An 18,855-nucleotide genomic window follows, 5' to 3' on the forward strand; every position below is an offset into this window, starting at 1 on the left:
AATCATTCAAAATTTCCCCCCCGTCCGGCTCTGAATCACCCGCTTGACGGCCTTGTTTTTGAAATTATCCTCCTGCACCATCGACGCGCGGCCGAGGAAGATTTCGTCGCCGACCAGGGCGATGTCCGTGTAGAACCGGTACCCTTTGTCAAGATACCGTACTTTCATCCGGGTCACTTCGCCGGGTTTGCCGTACGGTTTAGTGGCGGCGATCAGAATCTGGTTGCCGTTGACGATGGCCCGGGCATACGGCAATCGGTTCACTTTGAGCTGATTGGCCGAGTACCGAACCCAGGTCTTGCCGCCGTCAAAGGAACATTCCGTCTGTTCGTTCAGGTACTCTTCCTGGCCGTTGAACAGATCGCCGTGGTGTTTGAACAGCCGCCAGAGTCCGTGGAGGTAATGCTCGTAGCAGGCGTACACCCGATCGTTGCCAAGGCCAACCATGTCGGGAGTAGGGGCCTGGTCGGGAACGAGGTCGCGCCAGTCGTCCCAGAGGACGGCCCCGTACGCGCCGGTAAACCAGTAGAAAATGGCGGTGCCTTCGGCAATGGCGGGCGGGGCGGCGTGTTCGGCCTTGCTGCTGTTGGGAAACTGCCCGCTCTGGGTGTTGAACATCCACTGCCAGGCGATCCGTTTCTGAGGCGCAAAACGCAGGTTCACTTCCTGTTCATGCAGCATCCCGGCCAGCCAGTGGCGGTCGCTTTCGCCCGAATGGTCGATGGTATAATCGAAGTCCGGGTAGACGTAATAAACCCCCGGCATCTGAAAATCGCACATCGAACCGAACGATTTTCCTTCAATATCGTCGGGCATGCCCCGCTGGCGTGAACTGCGGGTGTGGCGGGCGGGCATCGTCCAGAGCCAGTGCGGCGCCGCCCGGAAATCCGACGAACGCGAATAGCCGTAGCCGTTCAGCGGCACGGGGTTGATCGAGCCGATCAGCGTCTGCGAACTGACCTTTTCCCGCAGCGTTTTCATCAGGTACACGTATAGGTTGACGTGGTCCTGCTGGTTTTCGCTGTTCGCCCATTCATTCTCCACATCGAGCAGAATAAGGCCGTAGCTACCCAGCGGAGCCGAGCCGTTGCAGTCGTTGTAGGTCTGGCAGCCGTACCGAAAGGGCTCTACGGCCGCGTACAGGCTGTTCTGGTAATTGGGGTCGCCGGGCGGGCGGCGGTAAAAAGTGGTGCTGGCGTGGTCGCTGCTCCGGGCCCATCCCAGGCCGTACGGAGCGTCGCCGAAGTACTGACCGGGAATCCAGTAGGCCCGCTGGCTGAGCTTGAGGCGGCTTTTCCAGGCGCCGGTTTTGGGCATGTACGGATTGTTGATTTCTTCGGGAACCATCCGCGTCTGGTCGATGGACGAAAAACCGCGCCGGAACAGCTTGGACCAGTCCTGGCTGACGTGCAGATTTCGGCCTGCCCCGCAGAATGTCAGGCTTTTGGCCGCGGGCAGGGTGAAGTCGCCCACCACATCAATGTTGTAGTACCCTTTCCGCGTTGTGGGCGTAAACGTGGCCCGTGGGGTCGGCGTCAGGGTCGAAAGGGTGGGAAGGACATTCTGCAGCCGCGAGCCGGGGTCAGAAGCCGGGGTCTGCCCGCTGGCCGCCGAGAGCGCGCCGAGCAGCGTACCGGTCAGTAAAGAAAGTTTTACAAGCTTACAAGTGAGTAGATTCATTCAATTATCAGACAAAGGTAATCCCTTTGCTGTACGCAAACACCGTGCTAAAAAGCAAAAAAGCCAGCTGATAATCGCCGGCTTTTTTGCTTTTTATTCGTCAATGTATCGTCTGGTAATTGCCTGATACGAATCAACCCGCCGGTCGCGGAAGTAGGGCCATGTGGTTCGGTACTTGTCCGTCAGATTAAGATCAACTTCCTGAACGTGAACAGTCTCTTCCTCATGCGGGGCCAGATACAGCAGCGTGCCGTGCGGATTGGCGACAAACGAGCCGCCCCAGAATTTCTGTTCGGCTTCCTGCCCGACCCGGTTCACGGCCACCACGTGCACGCCGTTGGCGATGGCGTGGCCGCGCTGGATGGTTTGCCAGGCACTGTACTGCTCTTCGTTGACCTTCGGGTCCGGCTCGGTGGTGTCCCAGCCGATGGCCGTGGGGTAGAACAGGATTTCGGCGCCCATCAGGGCCGTGATGCGGGCGGCCTCCGGGTACCACTGGTCCCAGCAGATCAACACGCCGATTCGGGCATATTGGGTATCGAAAACCCGGTAGCCGGTGTCGCCGGGCGAGGCGTCGCCCGGAGTAAAGTAGAACTTCTCGTAATACCCTGGGTCGTCGGGAATGTGCATTTTGCGGTACTTGCCGAGGTAGGACCCGTCGGCGTCCAGCACGGCCGTGGTGTTGTGATAGAGTCCCTGCGCCCGCTTTTCAAAGAGCGAGGCAATGATGACCGTCCCCGTTTCCCGGGCTACTTCGGCCAGCCGGTCGGTCGTCGGACCGGGAATGGCTTCGGCCAGAGAGAAATTATGGTGGTCTTCCACGTCGCAGAAGTACAGCGAACGAAAGAGTTCCTGCAAACACACAATCTGCGCGCCCTGAGCCGCAGCCTTCCGGATTCCCTCAATCGCTTTCGCGGTGTTGGCTTCCTGATCGGCCGAACACGACATCTGCACCAGACCGATTTTTACTTTTTTGGACATTCCCTGGATTGAAAAATTTACGTTGATTGTTTCTCGCAGTTTACGGTGATTTCAGACGCAGATTATCGCAGAAAAAATCTGTAAAATCTGCGTCTGAAATCACCGTAAATCTGCGAGAAACTAGCCTTCTAATACCAAAAAGAAGAAAAAAGTTCGCTCACGGCCGTCCCGTGCGGGCGCTGCGTTTCAGCTCGCGGATGTCGAACTCAAACGACAACTCGTTCATGCACCTGAAATGGCCGAGCGGGCATTTTTCGTAGCCGATGCGGGAGCAGGGCCGGCAGCCGAGGTTGTTGTTTTCCAGAATGACGAAACTGGTTTTGTACGGATACATACCCAGGTAGGGCGTCGTATTGCCCCAGATGGAATACACCTTTTTCTTCAGCGCCGCGGCGATGTGCATCAGGCCCGTATCGTGGCTGAAGACGATCTTCGCCATCTGGAGCAGTGAGGCCGACTGGTTGAGGTTGTATTTGCCGCAGGCGTTGTAAATCAGGTAATCGCCCAGTTCCTGCCGGATGGCTTCGCCCGTTTCGGCGTCTTCCTTGCCGCCGAGCAGCACAATCGGAAAGTCGATTTTCCGGCACAGTTCGATCAGGCGGGGCAGGGGCAGCTTCTTGGTGGCGTGCTGTCCGCCGATGGCAAACGCCACAAACCGGTGGCGGTGCGTTTCGGGCAGCCATTCCGGCTCCACCTGGTCGCGGTAAGGAATGAAATAATCCAGCCCCTGGTCGTCATTCAGCACGTTGAACGGCCGGACGGTAGCCATGTAGCGGTCCACGATATGCACCGGCGGCATGACGTTGATTTTCAGCCGCACGTACAGCCATTTCCGGAAATTCAGTTTGTCGAAGGTGCGCGACGGCACGCCCAGCCGGAGTTTGATGAGCGACGACCGCAGGTTGTTGTGCAGGTCGATGATGTAGTCGAAACGCTCCGCCCGAAGCTGCCGGATGAGGTCGTTGAGCGACCCGTCGAGGTAGTGGCACTGGTCGATGTACGGATTGTTTTCGACCAGCGACCGGTACGACGCTTTGGTACAGAAATGTACTTCCGCCCCCGGCACCTGTTGTTTCAGGCAGCGGACTACCGGCGTCGTCAGCACGATGTCGCCGATCGACGAAAACCGAATGATGAGAAACTTGGGGGACGTGGTACGCATCAGACTCCAAAATTACGGCTTTCCGCTTAAAGTTCAGGAGCCGGAAAGGTGTTCTTTGATACAGACGCGAAAAAAATCGAAAAGGTTGTAAAAAAGTTGAAGTTTAAACTATAAGGTCAACGGGCTGGTCGGTGCGGCAGCATGCGGAGCCCCGAACGCCCTCAGAACTCCCACCAGCGGGGACGATTTGGTGTCCGGAAAGAGTTGTTCTCACAGACCACGCAGGCCCGCGAGGGCTGGCCGAAATCCACCTGCCGCTGGGCGGGCGGGGAGACCCGGATGTCCCGCCGGTCGACGTACAGCGGCATGACCGTGACCCCGGCGGCACCAAAGTAGCCGAACACCAGCTCTTCCGGACTGGCCAGCGAACGGACGTTGCCCCGCAGAGCCGCCGGAGCCGGGTCGAAGAGGCCGCCCGTGGACTGGGTCAGCTTTTTGGCCGAATTCAGAAATTCGAACGCTCCTTTGCTGAGGTGCTGCTGTTCCACTTCGAGATAATACCGGCTGCTGCTGGTGTAGGGCACCCGCACAATGGACTGGCGACTCAGGGTATTGCCGTTGATCAGCGCGTCGGAATTGATGTTGATGCAGCCGTTGCAGCGGACAATCTCCCAGCAGTTCGTGCAGCACGGATAATCCAGAAAAACATTGTCCTGACCCGGCGGCGACACCGTCCGGCAGGCGTAGATCTGGTTGTAGTGAACCCAGCTCCAGCGGTAGTAATTGTCGGTTTCCTTAGGGTCGTCGAGGTCGGCATACACGTCCCAGCCGTGGACGTCGTTGACGGCGATGGAGAGCGGGTTCTGCCGGTATTCGTAATACAGTTTTTTGATTGGCACGGGCGCGCGCAGCAGTTCCGGCGCCGATTCGTACCGTTTGCCGTCGGCCGTCTGGATGCTGAGGGTGTAGGTCCGGCCTGCCACGCCCCGAAAGCCCGCGGGGGTGGCATAGGTGCCTTTATCGGCCGTTTCGGTCAGCGGCTGGCGGTTGTTGAGGTTGTCGGTGATGACCAGTGTGGCGCCGATTTCCACCAGATTCAGGGCGGCATTGGTATAATCGGCCGTCCGGGTCAGCCGCACGTAATGCGGACCGGGCTGGTCGGTAATCTGGCCGTCCACGACCAGCGCGCGGGGCATGGTCGCTACTTCCGGCTGGAAAGGCGTGACGCAGGAAACGGCCAGGAGCAGAAAAAGCAGGGCGGGAGTAGCGCAGGAAGAGAGAAAACGGCTCAGCTTTTTCATGAATCAATACTTGAAATTATAGGTCAGCGAAGGAAAGGCCGCGCCGAAAACGGACAGTTTGTAGGCGTCTTTGAACGAGCGGGGATCGAGCCGGAAAAAGACCGAATAGGCGTTCCGGTGGCCGTACACGTTATAAACCGAGAAAATCCAGCTGCCCTGCCAGCGTTTCGTTTTTTTGATGGAAAGATCCCGGTCAAACTGGGCCGAGAAATCAAGCCGGTGGTAATCCGGAATGCGCTGCTGGTTGCGGTCGAGGAAAATGGGCAGCGGAACGCCCCCGACCACGGCCTTGCCGTACGGCTGGGTCATGGGCCGACCCGTGCTGTAGGTGTAATTGAACGAAACCGCCACGCGGACATTCGGCCGGTAATTCAGGGAAGCGTTCATGGCGTGGGGCTTGTCGAAATTGGCCGGATAAGCCCGCCCGCCGTTGATGCGCTCTTCCGGGAAACGGCCGTTCAGGGTCAGCAGGGTGCGGGAGTAGGTGTAACTGACCCAGCCGGTCAGGCGGCCCTTGTTGCGACGCAGCTGCGTTTCGAGGCCGTAGGCGGTTCCGCGGCCCTGAAGCACTTCCGCTTCCACGACCTCGCTCAGCAGAACATCCGCTCCGTCCTTGAAATCGATGGCATTCTGCAGGATTTTGTAATACACCTCCGCCGTCAGTTCGTAGGCGTTGTCGGCGGTATTCCGGAAATAGCCCAGCGACCACTGGTCGGCAATCTGGGGTTTGAGATAGCGGTCGCTCAGCTTCCAGCGCGAGATGGGCAGGGCGGCTGTCGTGTTGGTGATCTGGTGGATGTACTGCCGCATCCGGTTGTACCCGGCCTTGATGGACTGCCCTTCCGAGAGCGTAAACCGCAGCGCCAGCCGGGGTTCCAGCCCGCCCGTCCGGTGGCTGACTTCCCCGGCCCCGTACGTCCGGACGGACACGATGGAGTTGGGAGAAAAGGGCTGGTTTTCGGCGAACGTCCGAACGTCGCCCGGTCCCCGGTTGATGAGCTCCGAAAACCGCAGCCCGCCCAGAACGGACACGGCTTCGGCCAGTTTCCACTCATCCTGCACGTAAGCCGCCAGCTCGTAGGCCCGTTCGGTCGGCAGGAGCTTCGGCAGTACGGAGGAGTAGGGGCCGGGGACGAGCGAATTGGGTTCGAGCCGGTAGTCGATGATACTCAGTCCGCCCTGCAAACTGTGCTTTTCGTTCTGAACAAAAGTCAGGTCGGTCCGGAGTTGCCGGTGCTCCACGCGGGATGTCAGCCTGAAGGCGTTCGACGAATCCGGGGAAGAGCTTTCGGGACGGTACTGGCTCCAGATGGCCGCCGTACTCAGGTTCAGCTTTTCGCTGATGGAGTAATTCCATTTCAGCGTGTGATTCAGGGTTTTGTACGTGTACTGCGTCGAAGAAGCGTTTACCTCGACGCTCGCCAGCGAGTCGGAAGCGAGTTTGAAAACGTCGTGGCTGAGGTAGCCCGTGTAGGTAAAGGTCTGGCGCTCGTTCGGCTGAAATTTAGCTTTCAGGGTGCCGTCGTAAAAATTGGCTTTGGTATCCCGCAGGTTTTTCGGCCCGAGTTTGAAGAGAAAGTCGTTGAACGAACCCCGGAAGGCCGCCAGGGCCGAAAGTTTGTTTTTGACCACCGGTCCTTCGACGGTCAGGCGGCTGGAAATGAGGCCGATGCCGCCGTTCAGGGTCCACCGCTCCGTTTCGGGTTCTTTCAGCCGGACGTCCAGCACCGACGAGGCCCGTCCGCCGTATCCTGGAGCAATGCCGCCCCGGTGCAGCATCACGTCCCGAACGGCATCGGGGTTAAAGGCCGAGAAAAAGCCCATCAGGTGGCTCGGGTTGAACACCGGGGCGTCGTCCACCAGAATCAGGTTCTGGTCGGTGTTGCCGCCGCGCACGTTAAAGCCCGGAGCGCCTTCGCCGACGCTGGTGACGCCGGGCAACAGGAGCAGGCTCCGGACCACGTCTACTTCGCCCATAAACGCCGGAATCTGCCGGATGCTTTTGATGTTCAGCCGGGTCACGCCAAGCTCCACTTTCCGGACGTTGCGGTCGGCGGCTTCGGTCGAGACCAGCAGTTCTTCGAGGTCCCTGGCGTCGGATTCGAGGCGAATGTCCTGGACAACCCGTTCTTTGATGGGAATGGAGACCGTGATGGGCCGGTAGCCCAGATGCGTAAAGCGGACCGAGTACGTTCCGGCCGCGAGCGGAATGACAAAAAAGCCGTCTTTGCCCGTCATAACCCCTTTCCGGTTGTCGATGACAAAAACGTTTACGCCCTGAATCGGCTCTCCGCTGGCCGCATCCCGCACGTAGCCGGTAAACGGAATGGAAGACGGATTATCCTGGGCCCGGGTGGTCTGACGACAGATGAGCAGGAAAAAGATTAAACCGAGTAAACGTATGGGCATAAAGGGACGGAGTGCTGGGCGGGCGGTTTGTGCCCGACGTTGAACCGCAAAACGGGGGCGGCTAAACGTCGAAACCGGTACGGGCAAAAGCGACTCCGTCCCGCTTTTTACTGTCTGCGCTGGCGGCGCTGGGCTAAGTAATTTTGCATGTCGGCCAGCGGTAGTGCATTGAACGTCATGGCCCGGGTGAGGCCGCCTTTGCGGGCCACGGAGATGCCGTAGTGCATGTCGTGAAACCCGGCCATTTCGTGCGCATCCGGGTTGATGCTCAGCATCACGCCCCGTTCCATGGCGTAGGGAATCCAGCGCCAGTCCATGTCGAGCCGCCACGGACTGGCGTTGATTTCGATGACCACCCCGTGCTCGGCGCAGGCGTCGATGATGGCCCGGTGGTCGAGGGGGTAGCCTGCCCGCGCCAGCACCAGCCGACCCGTCGGGTGGCCCAGAATGGTCGTGTACGGGTTTTCGATCGCCTTCAGCAGCCGCGTGGTGGCTTTTTCGAGGCTCATGTTGAGCGTCTGGTGAACCGAAGCGACGACGTAATCAAACTGCGCCAGAATCTCGTCCGGATAGTCCAGCGACCCGTCGCCGAGAATATCGGACTCGATGCCTTTCAGGATGCGGAAACTGTCGCCATAACCGGCGTTCAGGCGGTCGATTTCTTCGTGCTGCTGCTTCACCCGGAACGGTTCCAGGCCGCTCGCGTAGGAGGCCGTCTGCGAATGGTCGGCGATGCCGAAGTACTCAAAACCCAGTTCGCGGCAGTAATCGGCCATCTGCTGCAGGCTGTGCTTGCCATCCGACCAGGTGCTGTGGTTGTGGACGATGCCGCGCAGGCTGTCCCAGTTCACCAGATCGTCGTTGCGGTGGCGTTCGGCCCATTCCCATTCGCCGCGGCCTTCCCGCATTTCGGGCACGATGTAGGGAAGTCGGGCGCGCTGGTACAGCTGTTCCTCTTCGTCGAAAGGCTCGGTGAGGGCGTAGCGCAGCAGCGTCAGGCCCAGCGGCGTCACGGTGGCGAGGTGCTCTTCGGCCGCGGAATGAATGAAAACCTGCTGCTCAAACTGGCTTTCGGGCACCGTCCGGATTTCAACGCCGACATCGTACCCGTCGGCCTGGCCGCGCCAGATGAACGGGCTGGAGGCGGTTTCATTCTGGGTAAGAAAAGGCAGGTTGTTCAGGGCGTCGAGCGCGGCAACGGGGTTGGAGGTGGTCGCCACAAACTGGACCGTATCGACCTCCTCGGCCCGGCGGCGCACCTGCCCGGTCACTTCCACGCGGCCGAATTCCTTTTCCAGTTCTTCGAGCAGCTGGGCGGCCAGAGCCTCGGCCTTGTCCATGCGCAGCTTGCCCGACTGGTTTTCGAGGAAAACGAGCGATTCCAGAATGTTCTGCTGCAATTTCTCGCCGAAGCCTTTGATCTTGGCGACCTCACCGCTTTCGCAGGCCAGCCGCAGGTCCCGCAGGTTGTCGATGCCGAGGTCCTGCCAGAGCACCCGGATTTTCTTGGCGCCGATGCCTTTGATGCGGAACATGTCGAGAACGCCCTCGGGAGTCTGGGCGAGCAGGTCGTCGAGGTCCTGCAGCCGGCCCGTTTCCACGATTTCGAGAATTTTCCCGGCGACGCTTTTGCCCACGCCCGGCAGCTTGACCAGCTCCGGAAACGAAAGCCGGGTGAGGTCTTCCGAGGTTTTATCGAGGTTGAACGCCGCCGAACTGAACGCCTTAATCTTGAAGGGATCGGCGCTGTGGAGTTCCATCAGTTTGGCAGTCAGTTCCAGTATGTCAACAATTTCAGTATTGCTCATGATCGCATCAGATTTCAGGCTGCAAAATATCGAAAAGGGAGCAAAGTTGGCTTACCGGCGGCGCGACTTCGCCGGGGCGGGGGGCGGGCCTGCCCCGGCAACACAATACCTTTTTTCAACAATCGTCCTGAACAGCTTGTAGAAAACGGATAAAGAACGGCGGCCTCCGTGCCCCGGAAAAGCAAGAGGGAGGGAGAGGGGTATGGAGCGGATTCTGCACACACCAGTCAGCGGACTGCACGTAACGGCGGCGCTGCTGGCGGTTTTCTTCGGAACAACGGTGGTCCTGTTGCCCAAAGGCACCCGGCGGCACCGGCAACTGGGTTACGCGTACGTTGCCAGCATGCTGGTTGTCAACGGGACGGCTTTCGGGATTTACGAACTCTTCGGGCACTTCGGCGTCGTGCACTGGGGCGCCGTCATGAGTCTGCTGACGCTGACAGGCGGCATGGGCATGGCCATTCTGAAGCAACCGGCCAAAAACTGGCGTTTTTGGCACGAAGCACTCATGGGCTGGTCGGTGACCGGCCTGTACGCCGCCGGACTCGTCGAATCGACGTACCGGATGTTTCCGGCGCATTACTTCTGGTGGGTGACGATGGGCCTTTCCGCCATCACGTTTCTGACGGGCGGTTTCCTGCTGCGGTACGGGAGACAGATTTACGCCCGTTTTGGGCCATTTCGTCGGGTAGAAGCGGTTGTTAGTCAGAAAAAAATAGAGAACGGGCGGCTGAAACGGTAAGTTTGTTTCATCGAAAAAACGTTAACTTACTGTAAACAAATCAATTCAGTCATGGAAAATCGCGACCCTCACCTCTGGAAAATGGCCAAAGCCCGCGCGGGCTTCAAAATGCATCTGCGCACGTTTCTGCTCGTTAACCTTTTTCTCTGGACTCTCTGGGTGGTCATCAGCCTCGTGACGTCTGGCGGTAACTTCAACGGCTTCCGCTATCCCTGGCCTCTCTGGGCCACCCTCGGCTGGGGCATCGGCCTCGCCTCGCACTACTTCTCCGTCTACCGCTCCACCGACGAGCAGACTTTGGTGGAACGGGAATATGAAAAGTTAAGAGTTAAGAATTAAGAGTTATGAGTTGTCTCCGCCGAGGAGTAAGCTAACCGGCGGAGCCAACTCATAACTCTTAATTTTTAACTTTTAACTAAACAGCGACCGGGGCTTTGATGGCGGGCCAGGGGTTGTAGTTTTCGAGCGTGAAGTCTTCGAATTTGAAGTCGAAAACTGACTTGACGTCCGGATTAAGTTTCATTTGGGGGAGGGGGCGCAACTCCCGGGAGAGCTGCAGTTCGACCTGTTCGAGGTGGTTCAGGTAGATGTGCGTATCGCCGCCCGTCCAGATGAACTCGTGGGGTTCGTAGCCGCATTCCTGCGCCACCATCATCGTCAGCAGGGCATAGGAGGCGATGTTGAAGGGCACACCCAGAAACACGTCGGCGCTGCGCTGGTAGAGCTGGCAGGAGAGTCTGCCGTCCGCAACGTAATATTGAAAAAGGGCATGGCAGGGCGGGAGAGCCATGTTCGGCACGTCGGCCGGGTTCCAGGCCGAAACCATCATCCGGCGCGAATCCGGTTTGTTTTTCAGCTGATTGAGCACGTCCTGCAACTGGTCGATGGTCCGGCCGTCGGGGGTAGCCCAGCTCCGCCACTGCTTGCCGTAGACCGGGCCCAGATCGCCGTTGGCGTCGGCCCATTCGTCCCAGATCGACACGCCATTGTCTTTCAGATACCTGATATTCGTGTCGCCCTGGATGAACCACAGCAGTTCGTGGATGACCGATTTGAGGTGGACTTTTTTGGTCGTCACCAGCGGAAACCCTTCCCGCAGGTCAAAGCGCATCTGCGGACCAAAAACGCTGAGGGTACCCGTGCCGGTGCGGTCGGTTTTGCGGGTACCATTTTTCAAAATATGGCGGAGTAAATCGTGGAATTGCTGCATGGGGTAGCCCGGAGCGGTGCTTCGGGTTTATTTTACAGGATGCCCGGAGTGGCACTCCGGGTTACATTACAGAATCGTCAGGTCGTAGGAAATTCGGGCCGAGGGCCGGAGCTGTGCCGTAGCCGAGCAGTATTTGTCCATCGACAGGTCGATGGCGCGGCGGGCCTTGTCCTCGCTGATTTCGCCTTTCAGGTAATAATGCAGCCGGATGCTCTCAAACGGAGCAGGCGTGGCATCGGCCGAACGGTCGCCTTCCACGGTGATCCGGAATTCGTCAATCCGCTGCCGCTGTTTTTGCAGGATGAGCACCACGTCGATGGCGCTGCAGCCCGCCAGCCCCATCAGGAGCAGTTCCATAGGCCGGGCACCCAGGTTATGACCGCCGATATCCGTCGAGCCGTCGAGGTGAACCGGAACGCCCGAGACGCCCGCCGCTTCAAAATGGAAGGCATCGTCGACGCGGTTCAGCTCCACGGTCATGGTTTTCATTTTTTTGTGGGTAACCGTTTGCTCGTTATTCATGGGATTTGTTAGCTTGCTCGAAAGTACAAAAGTAATAGATGTTTGGCGGTTTGGTTGGTGTTATGCGGCCAAGTGTGTAAATTCACCAGATAAATCCCTGACAATCATGTCGGACAAACTCTTTGACATTAAAAACGACCGTCGTCTGAGTGTGTACCTTTACCGGGCGGGTTTCGGCTGCTGGCTGCTGTATATCCTGATGGGAGCCCGTTTTATGGAAGACGTGCAGGGGTACCGCAACAACTGCGGTTTCTTTTCTTTCGTGCTGATGATCATGGGCCTCACCACGTCCATGTATTACGACTACCACCACCACCCGGCCGAATTCGAGCAGAAGAAAAAGTGGCTCATCTTCCTCTATCTGGTGCTGGCGCTGCTGCTTTACAATTTCATCCTGCGCGGCAATCCGCTGGCCTTCGGGAGCCTGTTCTAAAAAAGACTTTTGACGCCTGAAACCGGACTCACCAACGGTCTGCGTTCCGGCGGGGAAGGGTAAAAATCGCCGGTTCATACCGCCTCAGAATCAGGCATCAAGCGCCAAAAGTCTACAATTCGGCGCAACAATCCGGTTTAGCGTTTCACCTGCACCGGGAGGTCCTCCAGCTGCGCATAGCTCAGTTTCCAGCTTTTATCCTCGCCTTTTTTCCAGACCAGCATAAAATTGCCTTCGCCGTAGCCACGCGGTTCGTTGGGCGCTTCGGGCAGCACATCCACCGAGAACGTACCCGCTTCGTAGGCAACCTGGCTGTCGTTCACCGAACTGATCACGTTCGTTTTCAGGTCGCGCAGGGTCGGCAGCGTTTCGCGGACCCATTTCTGGGAAACCTCCGATTTGCCGCTGTAGTGCGCATTTCCCTGTACAAAATGCACGTCTTCGGCCAGAAAACCGATGATTTTTTCGGGGTCCTTGCTGTTCCAGGCACCGATAAACTGCTGGTTCAACTGCTGCACGTTCGCTTCTTCTTTGGGTGAGCAGGCAAGCATCAGCAGGGGCAGGACGAGGGCACTCAGTATCTTTTTCATGGTGTTGATCTAATTGGTTAGTGAAAGGGGCAACAGGCATGGATACCGGTTGCCCCCTGGTTATTGTTGACTTACAGACTAAAAAATCGACGGCTTACCAGCTTTTCCGACGGTATTCCGACATGCCGTAGGGCGCGTCCTGGTCGCCGTAGTCCGGGTTCAGCAGGTACATGGAATTCAGAGTATAAGCCGCTGCTTCGGGCTGGAGGGCCATCGGAGCGGCCGGTTGCGTCCGGGAAGCGGCCAGCGCGTTGCGGGTCGCCGGGGCGGCCGGCGACGGAGCTTTCCGCGTGATGGAACGGCTGCGTTCGCTGGAGGCCATTTCGCGCTGTTCCGAAGCGGCGCGGGCGGCGGCAATCCGCTGGTTGCGCTTTTCGACCTGGCTGCCGATTACGTAGCCGGCGGCCGCACCCGCGGCGGCTCCCACCGCACCACCGACCAGACGGTTCCGCTTGTGGATGATGGCTCCGGCGGCCGCACCCGTTCCGGCACCAATGACGTATCCCCGGGTCTTGGGATTCCAGTTCAGCTTGCGCTTTTTGCGCTCCTGCGACTGAGCCGGTCCAAAGACGATCAGGATCAGCAGGGTGATTATGAGGCTATTGCGAAGCGTTTTCATGATTTCTCGTTTTAGTTAAGAACGAACTATAGACAGGCTGTCCGGCCTATGGTTTAACTTGGTATTCTTTCATGTATTAACCTTTTTCAAAAAAAATTTGTTTGCCGGGGAGCAAACCCCACCCGTATGCCTGCTTTTTCAAACCGTCTGTTGTGTCTCCTTTTTCTGCTTTTCATGCTTGCTATTTCCGCGTATGCCTCGGCGGCCCTCGGCAGTCGCCGGATCAAAGACTTAGCCTATGTACCGGCCGAAAGTCCGGATTTTGACGCGGTCCGCCACCGGCTGGACGTTTACGTGCCACGCAAAAAATCAGCAACCGGTTTTCCGGTCGTGGTCTTCATCCACGGCGGCAGTTGGAACAGCGGCAGCAAGAACATCTACACCTTCATCGGGCGGCGGCTGGCCAAACAGGGCGTGTTGGCCGTGATTATCAATTACCGGCTGGCCCCGAACGTGGCCGTCCCCGCTATGGCCGACGACTGCGCCCGGGCCGTTGCCTGGGTTCATCAGCACCTGGCGGATTACGGCGGCGACCCCGGCCGGATTTACGTTATGGGCCATTCGGCGGGCGGTGGACTGGCGGGCCTGCTGGCTACCGACGACCGGCTTTTTGCGAAAATCGGCCTGGCGGCCAACCCCGTCAAAGGGGCCATTCTCGACGACCCCGCCGGGCTGGATATGTTCGATTACCTGACCAAAATGGAATATCCCAACGACCAGCAGTACCTCGTCCCGTTTGGGAAAGACCCGGCAGTGTGGAGGACGGTTTCGCCCCTTTATTTTATCGAAAGGCAGACGCCGCCCATGCTGCTGTACATCGGCGAACGGACCTATCCGAGCATCCGGAACAGCACCCGCCGCTTTGCCCAGCGACTGACGGAGGCCGGTGTCCGTTACCAGTTGAAGGAGCTTCCGGGAAAAAAACACGTCCCGATGGTGACTCAGCTTTTCTGGAAAAACAACGTGATTTACCGCGACTTACTGCCGTTTGTCGGGGGCGGCCGCTGAATCAGGTCCCCGGACGGCTCGAACTTTACCCCGCCCGGCCCGGTTAACGAAGGCGACAAACACGAAATCTACCAATCACCATCATGGCTGATCACATCAGAACGGCCCTCATTACGGGGGGCTCCAAAGGCATCGGATACGGCATTGCCGAAGTCCTGATCAAGAAAGGCGTGAAAGTGGCCGTCACCAGCCGGTCGCAGGAGGCCGCGGAGGAAGCGGCTGCCCGCCTCAATGAACTCAATCCCGACCACGCCATCGGCATGGCCGCCGACGTCCGGGACCTGGCCTCGCAGCAGCGCGCCGTGGACGCCATCGTGCAGCGGTGGGAGCGCCTCGACTACGTCATCGCCAACGCCGGAGTGGGCCATTTTGCCCCCATTCAGGACCTGACGCCGGAGCAGTGGCAGGAAACCATTGACATTAACCTGACGGGCGTGTTCAACTCCATCAAGGCGAGCGTGGAGGAACTAAAGAAAACAGAAGGGTATTTTATCACGATTTCGAGCCTGGCGGGGACCAACTTCTTCGAAAACGGCGGGGCTTATAACGCCAGCAAGTTCGGCGTGGTAGGCTTCTCACAGGCCATCATGCTCGACCTGCGCAAATTCGGCATCAAGGTGTCGACCATCATGCCGGGTTCGGTCGCCACGGAGTTCAACAACCACCAGCCGACCGAAGCCGATGCCTGGAAAATCCAGCCGGAAGACATCGGCCATATCGTCTACGACCTCCTGAAAATGCACCCGCGCACGCTGCCGAGCAAAGTCGAAGTGCGCCCGACACGGCCGGGAGGAAGGTAAGCTGTTTTCTGTTTTGAGTTGTCTGTTTTCCGTTGCTTCGCGGATGTAAAATTCCATCTCCGGCGAAGCAACGGAAAACAGACAACTCAAAACAGAAAACTATTTTGCACTTTCCTCGTCCAGGGCCAGTTTCACGGCCTGGTAGAGGTTCACGATGGCGCCGGTTTTGGATAGCTCCTGGAAGTTGACCACTTTGTCGCTTTCCGGCCGGGTGACGGGCGTTTTGTACACCGTCGCAGATTGCTGGATGATGCGTTTCAGGTCCGCAAAGGTCAGTTTCGGGAAGTACGATTTCAGCACGGCGGCGATACCCGCCACCACCGGGGCGGCCATGCTCGTGCCGCTGAGGCTTTCGTAGCCGTTCTGGGGCGTGGTCGAGTAAATCGCCATGCCCGGCGCAAATACGTCTACCGTCTTACGGCCGTAGTTGGAGAACGGAGCCACCAGGCTTTCGTCGTTGCGCTGCGTCACGGCCCCGACCGTAATCAGGTTCGGAATTTCCTTGCCGTCGATGAACGTCGGCGCGGGGTAACTGGCCGTGGTGTCGAGCAGCTTGCCGTCGTTGCCAGCGGCGTGAATCAGCAGCACCCCTTTCGAAAGTGCATACCGCATGGCGTCGTCAACGGCCTTGCGCTGGGGCGAGTAGTCTTTTCCGAAGCTCATGTTGATGATCTGCGCCCCGTTATCGACCGCGTAGCGGATTGCGTTGGCTACGTCCTTGTCGCGCTCATCTCCGTCCGGAACGGCCCGGATGGCCATGATCTGAACGGCGTCGGCCACACCCATCACGCCGAGGCTGTTGGTCCGGTCGGCGGCGATGATGCCGGCCACGTGCGTGCCGTGCCGGGCGTTGGGTCCGATCACGTCGGCATTGCCGTAACCTTTCTCATTCACGTTCTCCGGGTTGTCCCCGACGATGGAGCGGGCGTCGTAGTTCGGGTTGTAGGCGTATTCGGCGCGGGCTTCGAGGTCCTCCAGGGCGGATTTCAGCTCGTCGGCAACCGTCTGCGTATCGGCGTATTTCTGTGCGCTGAGCATCATGTACACCGCCCGGGCCTGCTGTTTCACGCGCGGGTCCTCGGTCATCGGGTTTTTGAGCAGGGTCGTGTCCAGCTTCGCTACTTTCAGGGCCGATTTCAGGGCGTCGGTCACGGCGTTGAACTGTCCGGCAAACTCCTTGATCTGCTGAAACTGCTGGCGGTATTCGCTCTGTTTCTGTTCGACTTCCTTTTTGTACTTGACGTAACTGTCGTACTCCTTCTGCTGGGCCGGCTTCAGCGACGCCCGGTTTTTGCCTTCGTACAGCGGTTTGAGCCGAATGTACTGGCGTGTCACTTCCGCCGTTTCGTAGCGCACGTTGCGGCCGTCCTTGCCGCCGATGAAGTTCCAGCCGAAGACATCGTCCACGTAGCCGTTCTTGTCGTCGTCCACACCGTTTCCGGCGATTTCGCGCGGATTTTTCCACATCACGCGGCGCAGGTCCTCGTGCGTGGAATCGACGCCGCCGTCAATTACCGCCACCACCACGGGTGTCGGCTTGCGGTTCTTCAAAAGCTCCGTGTAAGCCCGGTCCGTACTGATGCCGACCGTCGTATCGGCCTGCGCCTGGAGATGAAACCATTGCTTCGGTGTGGTCTGGGCGGTAGCTAGGGATAGCGAAGAGAGCAGAATTACCCCGGTGAGCGGGGCAACAAATTGGGGTTTTATCATGAATTGGCCTTGTTTTCAACGAAAATTATCCACGCGCACTGCCCGGGGCCAAACCCGCGGGTAGCGCAGTTGTTCCGGTTTCCGGCAGGCGTTTAAGTAACGAAATATTACCGGAAAAAGTAAAGCGCCCTGTCTGAAAAACGCTTATTCCTTTCGGTTGGTTTCCGCGAGCGGGGCGGAGCTGACGGGCCGGAGTCGCTCCAGCAGCCACCAGAGCGGTTTGTGGCGCACCTGAATTTTGAAATTGGCCCGGATGTACTGTTCGATATGCTGCCGGGCTTCGGCCACGTCGTCGGTCAGGCAGACCAGTTTAAGGTCTTCGGGGCTGATGGTGCCCACCCGAACCATCTCGTTCAGGTAATCCAGCAGGGGCTGGTAGTAGTCGCGACCCATCAGCACGACCGGGAAGTTCTGAATCACGCCCGTCTGCACCAGCGTCAGGGTTTCAAACAGTTCGTCCATGGTGCCCCAGCCGCCGGGCATGACCACAAACGCGTAGGAGTATTTCAGCAGCAGCGTTTTGCGAACAAAAAAATAGTCGATGTTGACGCTGCTGTGCATGTACGGGTTGGGCTGCTGTTCGCGGGGCAGCACGATGTTGCAGCCGACCGAGCGCCCGCCGACTTCGAACGCCCCCCGGTTGGCCGCCTCCATGATGCCCGGTCCGCCGCCGGTCATGGTGGTCAGCCCCAGCCGGGCGATGGCCCCGCCCATCTGCCGCGCCAGCTCGTAATACGGATGTCCCTCCCCAAACCGCGCCGACCCAAAGACCGTCACGCAGGGGCCGACAAAATGCAGCGTCCGGAAGCCTTTGAGAAACTGGAAGGCGACCCGCCAGACAAAGCGGAACTCGGACTGCCGGTTCTTCGGCCCTTCCAGGTAAAAGTCCAGATGGCCCGGCACCAGGGGCTCTTCGGCGGACGGAGGCGGAACGGTGGTCTGCATGACGGTGGTTTTGGCAAAATGATGACCTAAAGTACGCATAAAGCCCATCCTGACCGAAAGGTGCACTTCTATTTTTAGCTTTCTGATTCGCAGTCGCCTGATAACGTGTTAATAGTATGCTATTTTCATTTAAGTATATTTACGGGTCTATTGAAAAGATCACTTAAAAAGCAGGAAACAAGATGAATCAAGTAACGCGGCGCACGCTGCTGCTGCTGAGTTTTTGCCTGATGGTTTTTGCCGCAGAAGCGCAGAAAAGACGCTGGACCCAACTGGGCAAAGCCGGCGACTGGCGCAATACCGTCGATATCGTGTCGATGAACGGGTCGCTGTACAGCATCGAAAAAGACGGAACCCTTTGGAAAACCGACGACGAAGGCAACTACGAAAAGCTGGCCGGAAAAGGAAGTTTTCAGGATGTGCAGTTCATGGTGGCGCTGGACGGCTACCTGTTTACGCTGGAAGGGGACGGGGAACTGTACAAAACGGACCTGGAATCCCTGCGCTGGGTAAAGCTGGGCGACGACTGGAAAAACACGGCCGGAATCGTCGCCCTCAACGGCTATCTGTACAGCATCGAGACGGACGGAACCCTGTACCAGACCGACAAAAATGGTAAGTGGAAGCAAATTGGGGAGGAAGGTTCGTTCAAAGATGCGTCCCTGCTCGCGGCCATGAACGGGGCGTTGTGGACCGTCGAAGACGGGACCCTCTACCGTAGTGATCCGAAAACCCTGCGCTGGAAGCAGGTAGGCAAAGAAGGCGAGTGGGACGAAACCGTGGCGCTCGTGGGTGAGCAGGGCTATTTGTGGAGCCTCGAAAGCAACGGAACCCTTTTCAAAACCGACGCCTCCGGCAACTACCAGCAGATTGGCGAAGAAGGCGCCTACAATAGCATGACGCACCTGGTGGCCCTCAACGGCTATCTGTTCACGATTGAAAACGGCACCCTTTACCGGACAAAATAACCGGGTTCCAAAGCGAAAGCCCCGGTC

General features: G+C 58.4%; 18 protein-coding genes. 6 read left to right on the forward strand and 12 right to left on the reverse strand.

Going from position 1 to position 18,855, the window contains the following annotated elements:
* Window positions 1–6: 6 nt before the first annotated feature.
* From ORG26_RS21395 to ORG26_RS21420, 6 genes are all read right to left on the reverse strand, one after another.
* Window positions 7–1,680 carry a hypothetical protein gene (locus ORG26_RS21395; protein WP_266365466.1) on the reverse strand — a complete coding sequence of 558 codons (1,674 nt, stop codon included), beginning with the start codon at window positions 1,678–1,680 and terminating at the stop codon, window positions 7–9.
* Window positions 1,681–1,773: 93 nt separating this feature from the next.
* Window positions 1,774–2,661: a carbon-nitrogen hydrolase gene (locus tag ORG26_RS21400; RefSeq protein ID WP_266365467.1), complete on the reverse strand. Its 888-nt coding sequence runs from the start codon at window positions 2,659–2,661 to the stop codon at window positions 1,774–1,776.
* 157 nt (window positions 2,662–2,818) lie between these two features.
* Window positions 2,819–3,823 carry a glycosyltransferase family 9 protein gene (locus ORG26_RS21405; protein ID WP_266365469.1) on the reverse strand — a complete coding sequence of 335 codons (1,005 nt, stop codon included), beginning with the start codon at window positions 3,821–3,823 and terminating at the stop codon, window positions 2,819–2,821.
* 161 nt (window positions 3,824–3,984) lie between these two features.
* On the reverse strand, window positions 3,985–5,064 hold the full coding sequence (locus ORG26_RS21410) for a DUF4249 domain-containing protein (RefSeq protein WP_266365471.1): 1,080 nt from the start codon (window positions 5,062–5,064) through the stop codon (window positions 3,985–3,987).
* A gap of 3 nt (window positions 5,065–5,067) precedes the next feature.
* Window positions 5,068–7,473 carry a TonB-dependent receptor gene (locus tag ORG26_RS21415; protein WP_266365473.1) on the reverse strand — a complete coding sequence of 802 codons (2,406 nt, stop codon included), beginning with the start codon at window positions 7,471–7,473 and terminating at the stop codon, window positions 5,068–5,070.
* A 107-nt stretch (window positions 7,474–7,580) separates the two neighbouring features.
* Complete coding sequence (locus ORG26_RS21420) at window positions 7,581–9,281, reverse strand: helix-hairpin-helix domain-containing protein (protein ID WP_266365475.1); 1,701 nt, start codon at window positions 9,279–9,281, stop codon at window positions 7,581–7,583.
* 202 nt (window positions 9,282–9,483) lie between these two features.
* Between ORG26_RS21420 and ORG26_RS21425 the strand changes: the two genes are divergently transcribed.
* Both ORG26_RS21425 and ORG26_RS21430 read left to right on the forward strand, forming a co-directional pair.
* Entirely contained in the window at window positions 9,484–10,023 is a 540-nt protein-coding gene (locus ORG26_RS21425) for a DUF2306 domain-containing protein (RefSeq protein WP_266365477.1), read from the forward strand.
* Between the two features lie 51 nt (window positions 10,024–10,074).
* Window positions 10,075–10,362 carry a 2TM domain-containing protein gene (locus ORG26_RS21430; protein WP_266365479.1) on the forward strand — a complete coding sequence of 96 codons (288 nt, stop codon included), beginning with the start codon at window positions 10,075–10,077 and terminating at the stop codon, window positions 10,360–10,362.
* A 76-nt stretch (window positions 10,363–10,438) separates the two neighbouring features.
* On the opposite strand, the gene ORG26_RS21435 is transcribed toward ORG26_RS21430, so the two are convergent.
* Window positions 10,439–11,233, reverse strand: coding sequence for a thymidylate synthase (locus ORG26_RS21435; protein WP_266365481.1), 795 nt, complete (start codon window positions 11,231–11,233; stop codon window positions 10,439–10,441).
* Window positions 11,234–11,299: 66 nt separating this feature from the next.
* The gene (locus tag ORG26_RS21440) at window positions 11,300–11,755 is read right to left on the reverse strand and encodes an OsmC family protein (protein ID WP_266365482.1); all 456 of its coding nucleotides are present in this window, start codon (window positions 11,753–11,755) and stop codon (window positions 11,300–11,302) included.
* Window positions 11,756–11,861: 106 nt separating this feature from the next.
* Between ORG26_RS21440 and ORG26_RS21445 the strand changes: the two genes are divergently transcribed.
* A complete protein-coding gene (locus ORG26_RS21445; protein ID WP_266365484.1) occupies window positions 11,862–12,188 on the forward strand; it encodes a hypothetical protein in 327 nt (108 codons plus the stop codon).
* 137 nt (window positions 12,189–12,325) lie between these two features.
* On the opposite strand, the gene ORG26_RS21450 is transcribed toward ORG26_RS21445, so the two are convergent.
* Together ORG26_RS21450 and ORG26_RS21455 are read right to left on the reverse strand one after the other, a co-directional pair.
* Complete coding sequence (locus tag ORG26_RS21450) at window positions 12,326–12,778, reverse strand: nuclear transport factor 2 family protein (protein ID WP_266365486.1); 453 nt, start codon at window positions 12,776–12,778, stop codon at window positions 12,326–12,328.
* Window positions 12,779–12,872: 94 nt separating this feature from the next.
* A complete protein-coding gene (locus tag ORG26_RS21455; RefSeq protein WP_266365488.1) occupies window positions 12,873–13,397 on the reverse strand; it encodes a YMGG-like glycine zipper-containing protein in 525 nt (174 codons plus the stop codon).
* A 174-nt stretch (window positions 13,398–13,571) separates the two neighbouring features.
* Here ORG26_RS21455 and ORG26_RS21460 point away from each other — a divergent pair, with 174 nt between their 5' ends.
* Window positions 13,572–14,405 (forward strand): alpha/beta hydrolase, encoded by an 834-nt coding sequence (locus tag ORG26_RS21460; protein WP_266365490.1) that lies wholly within the window; start codon window positions 13,572–13,574, stop codon window positions 14,403–14,405.
* A gap of 83 nt (window positions 14,406–14,488) precedes the next feature.
* The gene (locus ORG26_RS21465) at window positions 14,489–15,205 is read left to right on the forward strand and encodes an SDR family oxidoreductase (RefSeq protein WP_266365492.1); all 717 of its coding nucleotides are present in this window, start codon (window positions 14,489–14,491) and stop codon (window positions 15,203–15,205) included.
* Window positions 15,206–15,304: 99 nt separating this feature from the next.
* Here ORG26_RS21465 and ORG26_RS21470 read toward each other — a convergent pair whose 3' ends face one another.
* The gene (locus tag ORG26_RS21470; RefSeq protein WP_266365494.1) at window positions 15,305–16,915 is read right to left on the reverse strand and encodes a S8 family peptidase; all 1,611 of its coding nucleotides are present in this window, start codon (window positions 16,913–16,915) and stop codon (window positions 15,305–15,307) included.
* 144 nt (window positions 16,916–17,059) lie between these two features.
* On the reverse strand, window positions 17,060–17,860 hold the full coding sequence (locus ORG26_RS21475) for an LOG family protein (protein WP_266365496.1): 801 nt from the start codon (window positions 17,858–17,860) through the stop codon (window positions 17,060–17,062).
* A gap of 182 nt (window positions 17,861–18,042) precedes the next feature.
* On the opposite strand from ORG26_RS21475, the gene ORG26_RS21480 reads away from it, so the two are divergent.
* Entirely contained in the window at window positions 18,043–18,828 is a 786-nt protein-coding gene (locus ORG26_RS21480) for a hypothetical protein (RefSeq protein WP_266365498.1), read from the forward strand.
* The last annotated feature ends 27 nt before the right edge of the window (window positions 18,829–18,855 follow it).

The organism is Tellurirhabdus rosea, from assembly GCF_026278345.1.
GTDB lineage: Bacteria > Bacteroidota > Bacteroidia > Cytophagales > Spirosomataceae > Tellurirhabdus > Tellurirhabdus rosea.

Coding starts and splice junctions, on each gene's coding strand:
- ORG26_RS21395 (WP_266365466.1), bottom strand. CDS start 1,680: ATGAATCTACTCACTTGTAAGCTTGTAAAACTTTCTTTACTGACCGGT.
- ORG26_RS21400 (WP_266365467.1), bottom strand. CDS start 2,661: ATGTCCAAAAAAGTAAAAATCGGTCTGGTGCAGATGTCGTGTTCGGCC.
- ORG26_RS21405 (WP_266365469.1), bottom strand. CDS start 3,823: ATGCGTACCACGTCCCCCAAGTTTCTCATCATTCGGTTTTCGTCGATC.
- ORG26_RS21410 (WP_266365471.1), bottom strand. CDS start 5,064: ATGAAAAAGCTGAGCCGTTTTCTCTCTTCCTGCGCTACTCCCGCCCTG.
- ORG26_RS21415 (WP_266365473.1), bottom strand. CDS start 7,473: ATGCCCATACGTTTACTCGGTTTAATCTTTTTCCTGCTCATCTGTCGT.
- ORG26_RS21420 (WP_266365475.1), bottom strand. CDS start 9,281: ATGAGCAATACTGAAATTGTTGACATACTGGAACTGACTGCCAAACTG.
- ORG26_RS21425 (WP_266365477.1), top strand. CDS start 9,484: ATGGAGCGGATTCTGCACACACCAGTCAGCGGACTGCACGTAACGGCG.
- ORG26_RS21430 (WP_266365479.1), top strand. CDS start 10,075: ATGGAAAATCGCGACCCTCACCTCTGGAAAATGGCCAAAGCCCGCGCG.
- ORG26_RS21435 (WP_266365481.1), bottom strand. CDS start 11,233: ATGCAGCAATTCCACGATTTACTCCGCCATATTTTGAAAAATGGTACC.
- ORG26_RS21440 (WP_266365482.1), bottom strand. CDS start 11,755: ATGAATAACGAGCAAACGGTTACCCACAAAAAAATGAAAACCATGACC.
- ORG26_RS21445 (WP_266365484.1), top strand. CDS start 11,862: ATGTCGGACAAACTCTTTGACATTAAAAACGACCGTCGTCTGAGTGTG.
- ORG26_RS21450 (WP_266365486.1), bottom strand. CDS start 12,778: ATGAAAAAGATACTGAGTGCCCTCGTCCTGCCCCTGCTGATGCTTGCC.
- ORG26_RS21455 (WP_266365488.1), bottom strand. CDS start 13,397: ATGAAAACGCTTCGCAATAGCCTCATAATCACCCTGCTGATCCTGATC.
- ORG26_RS21460 (WP_266365490.1), top strand. CDS start 13,572: ATGCTTGCTATTTCCGCGTATGCCTCGGCGGCCCTCGGCAGTCGCCGG.
- ORG26_RS21465 (WP_266365492.1), top strand. CDS start 14,489: ATGGCTGATCACATCAGAACGGCCCTCATTACGGGGGGCTCCAAAGGC.
- ORG26_RS21470 (WP_266365494.1), bottom strand. CDS start 16,915: ATGATAAAACCCCAATTTGTTGCCCCGCTCACCGGGGTAATTCTGCTC.
- ORG26_RS21475 (WP_266365496.1), bottom strand. CDS start 17,860: ATGCAGACCACCGTTCCGCCTCCGTCCGCCGAAGAGCCCCTGGTGCCG.
- ORG26_RS21480 (WP_266365498.1), top strand. CDS start 18,043: ATGAATCAAGTAACGCGGCGCACGCTGCTGCTGCTGAGTTTTTGCCTG.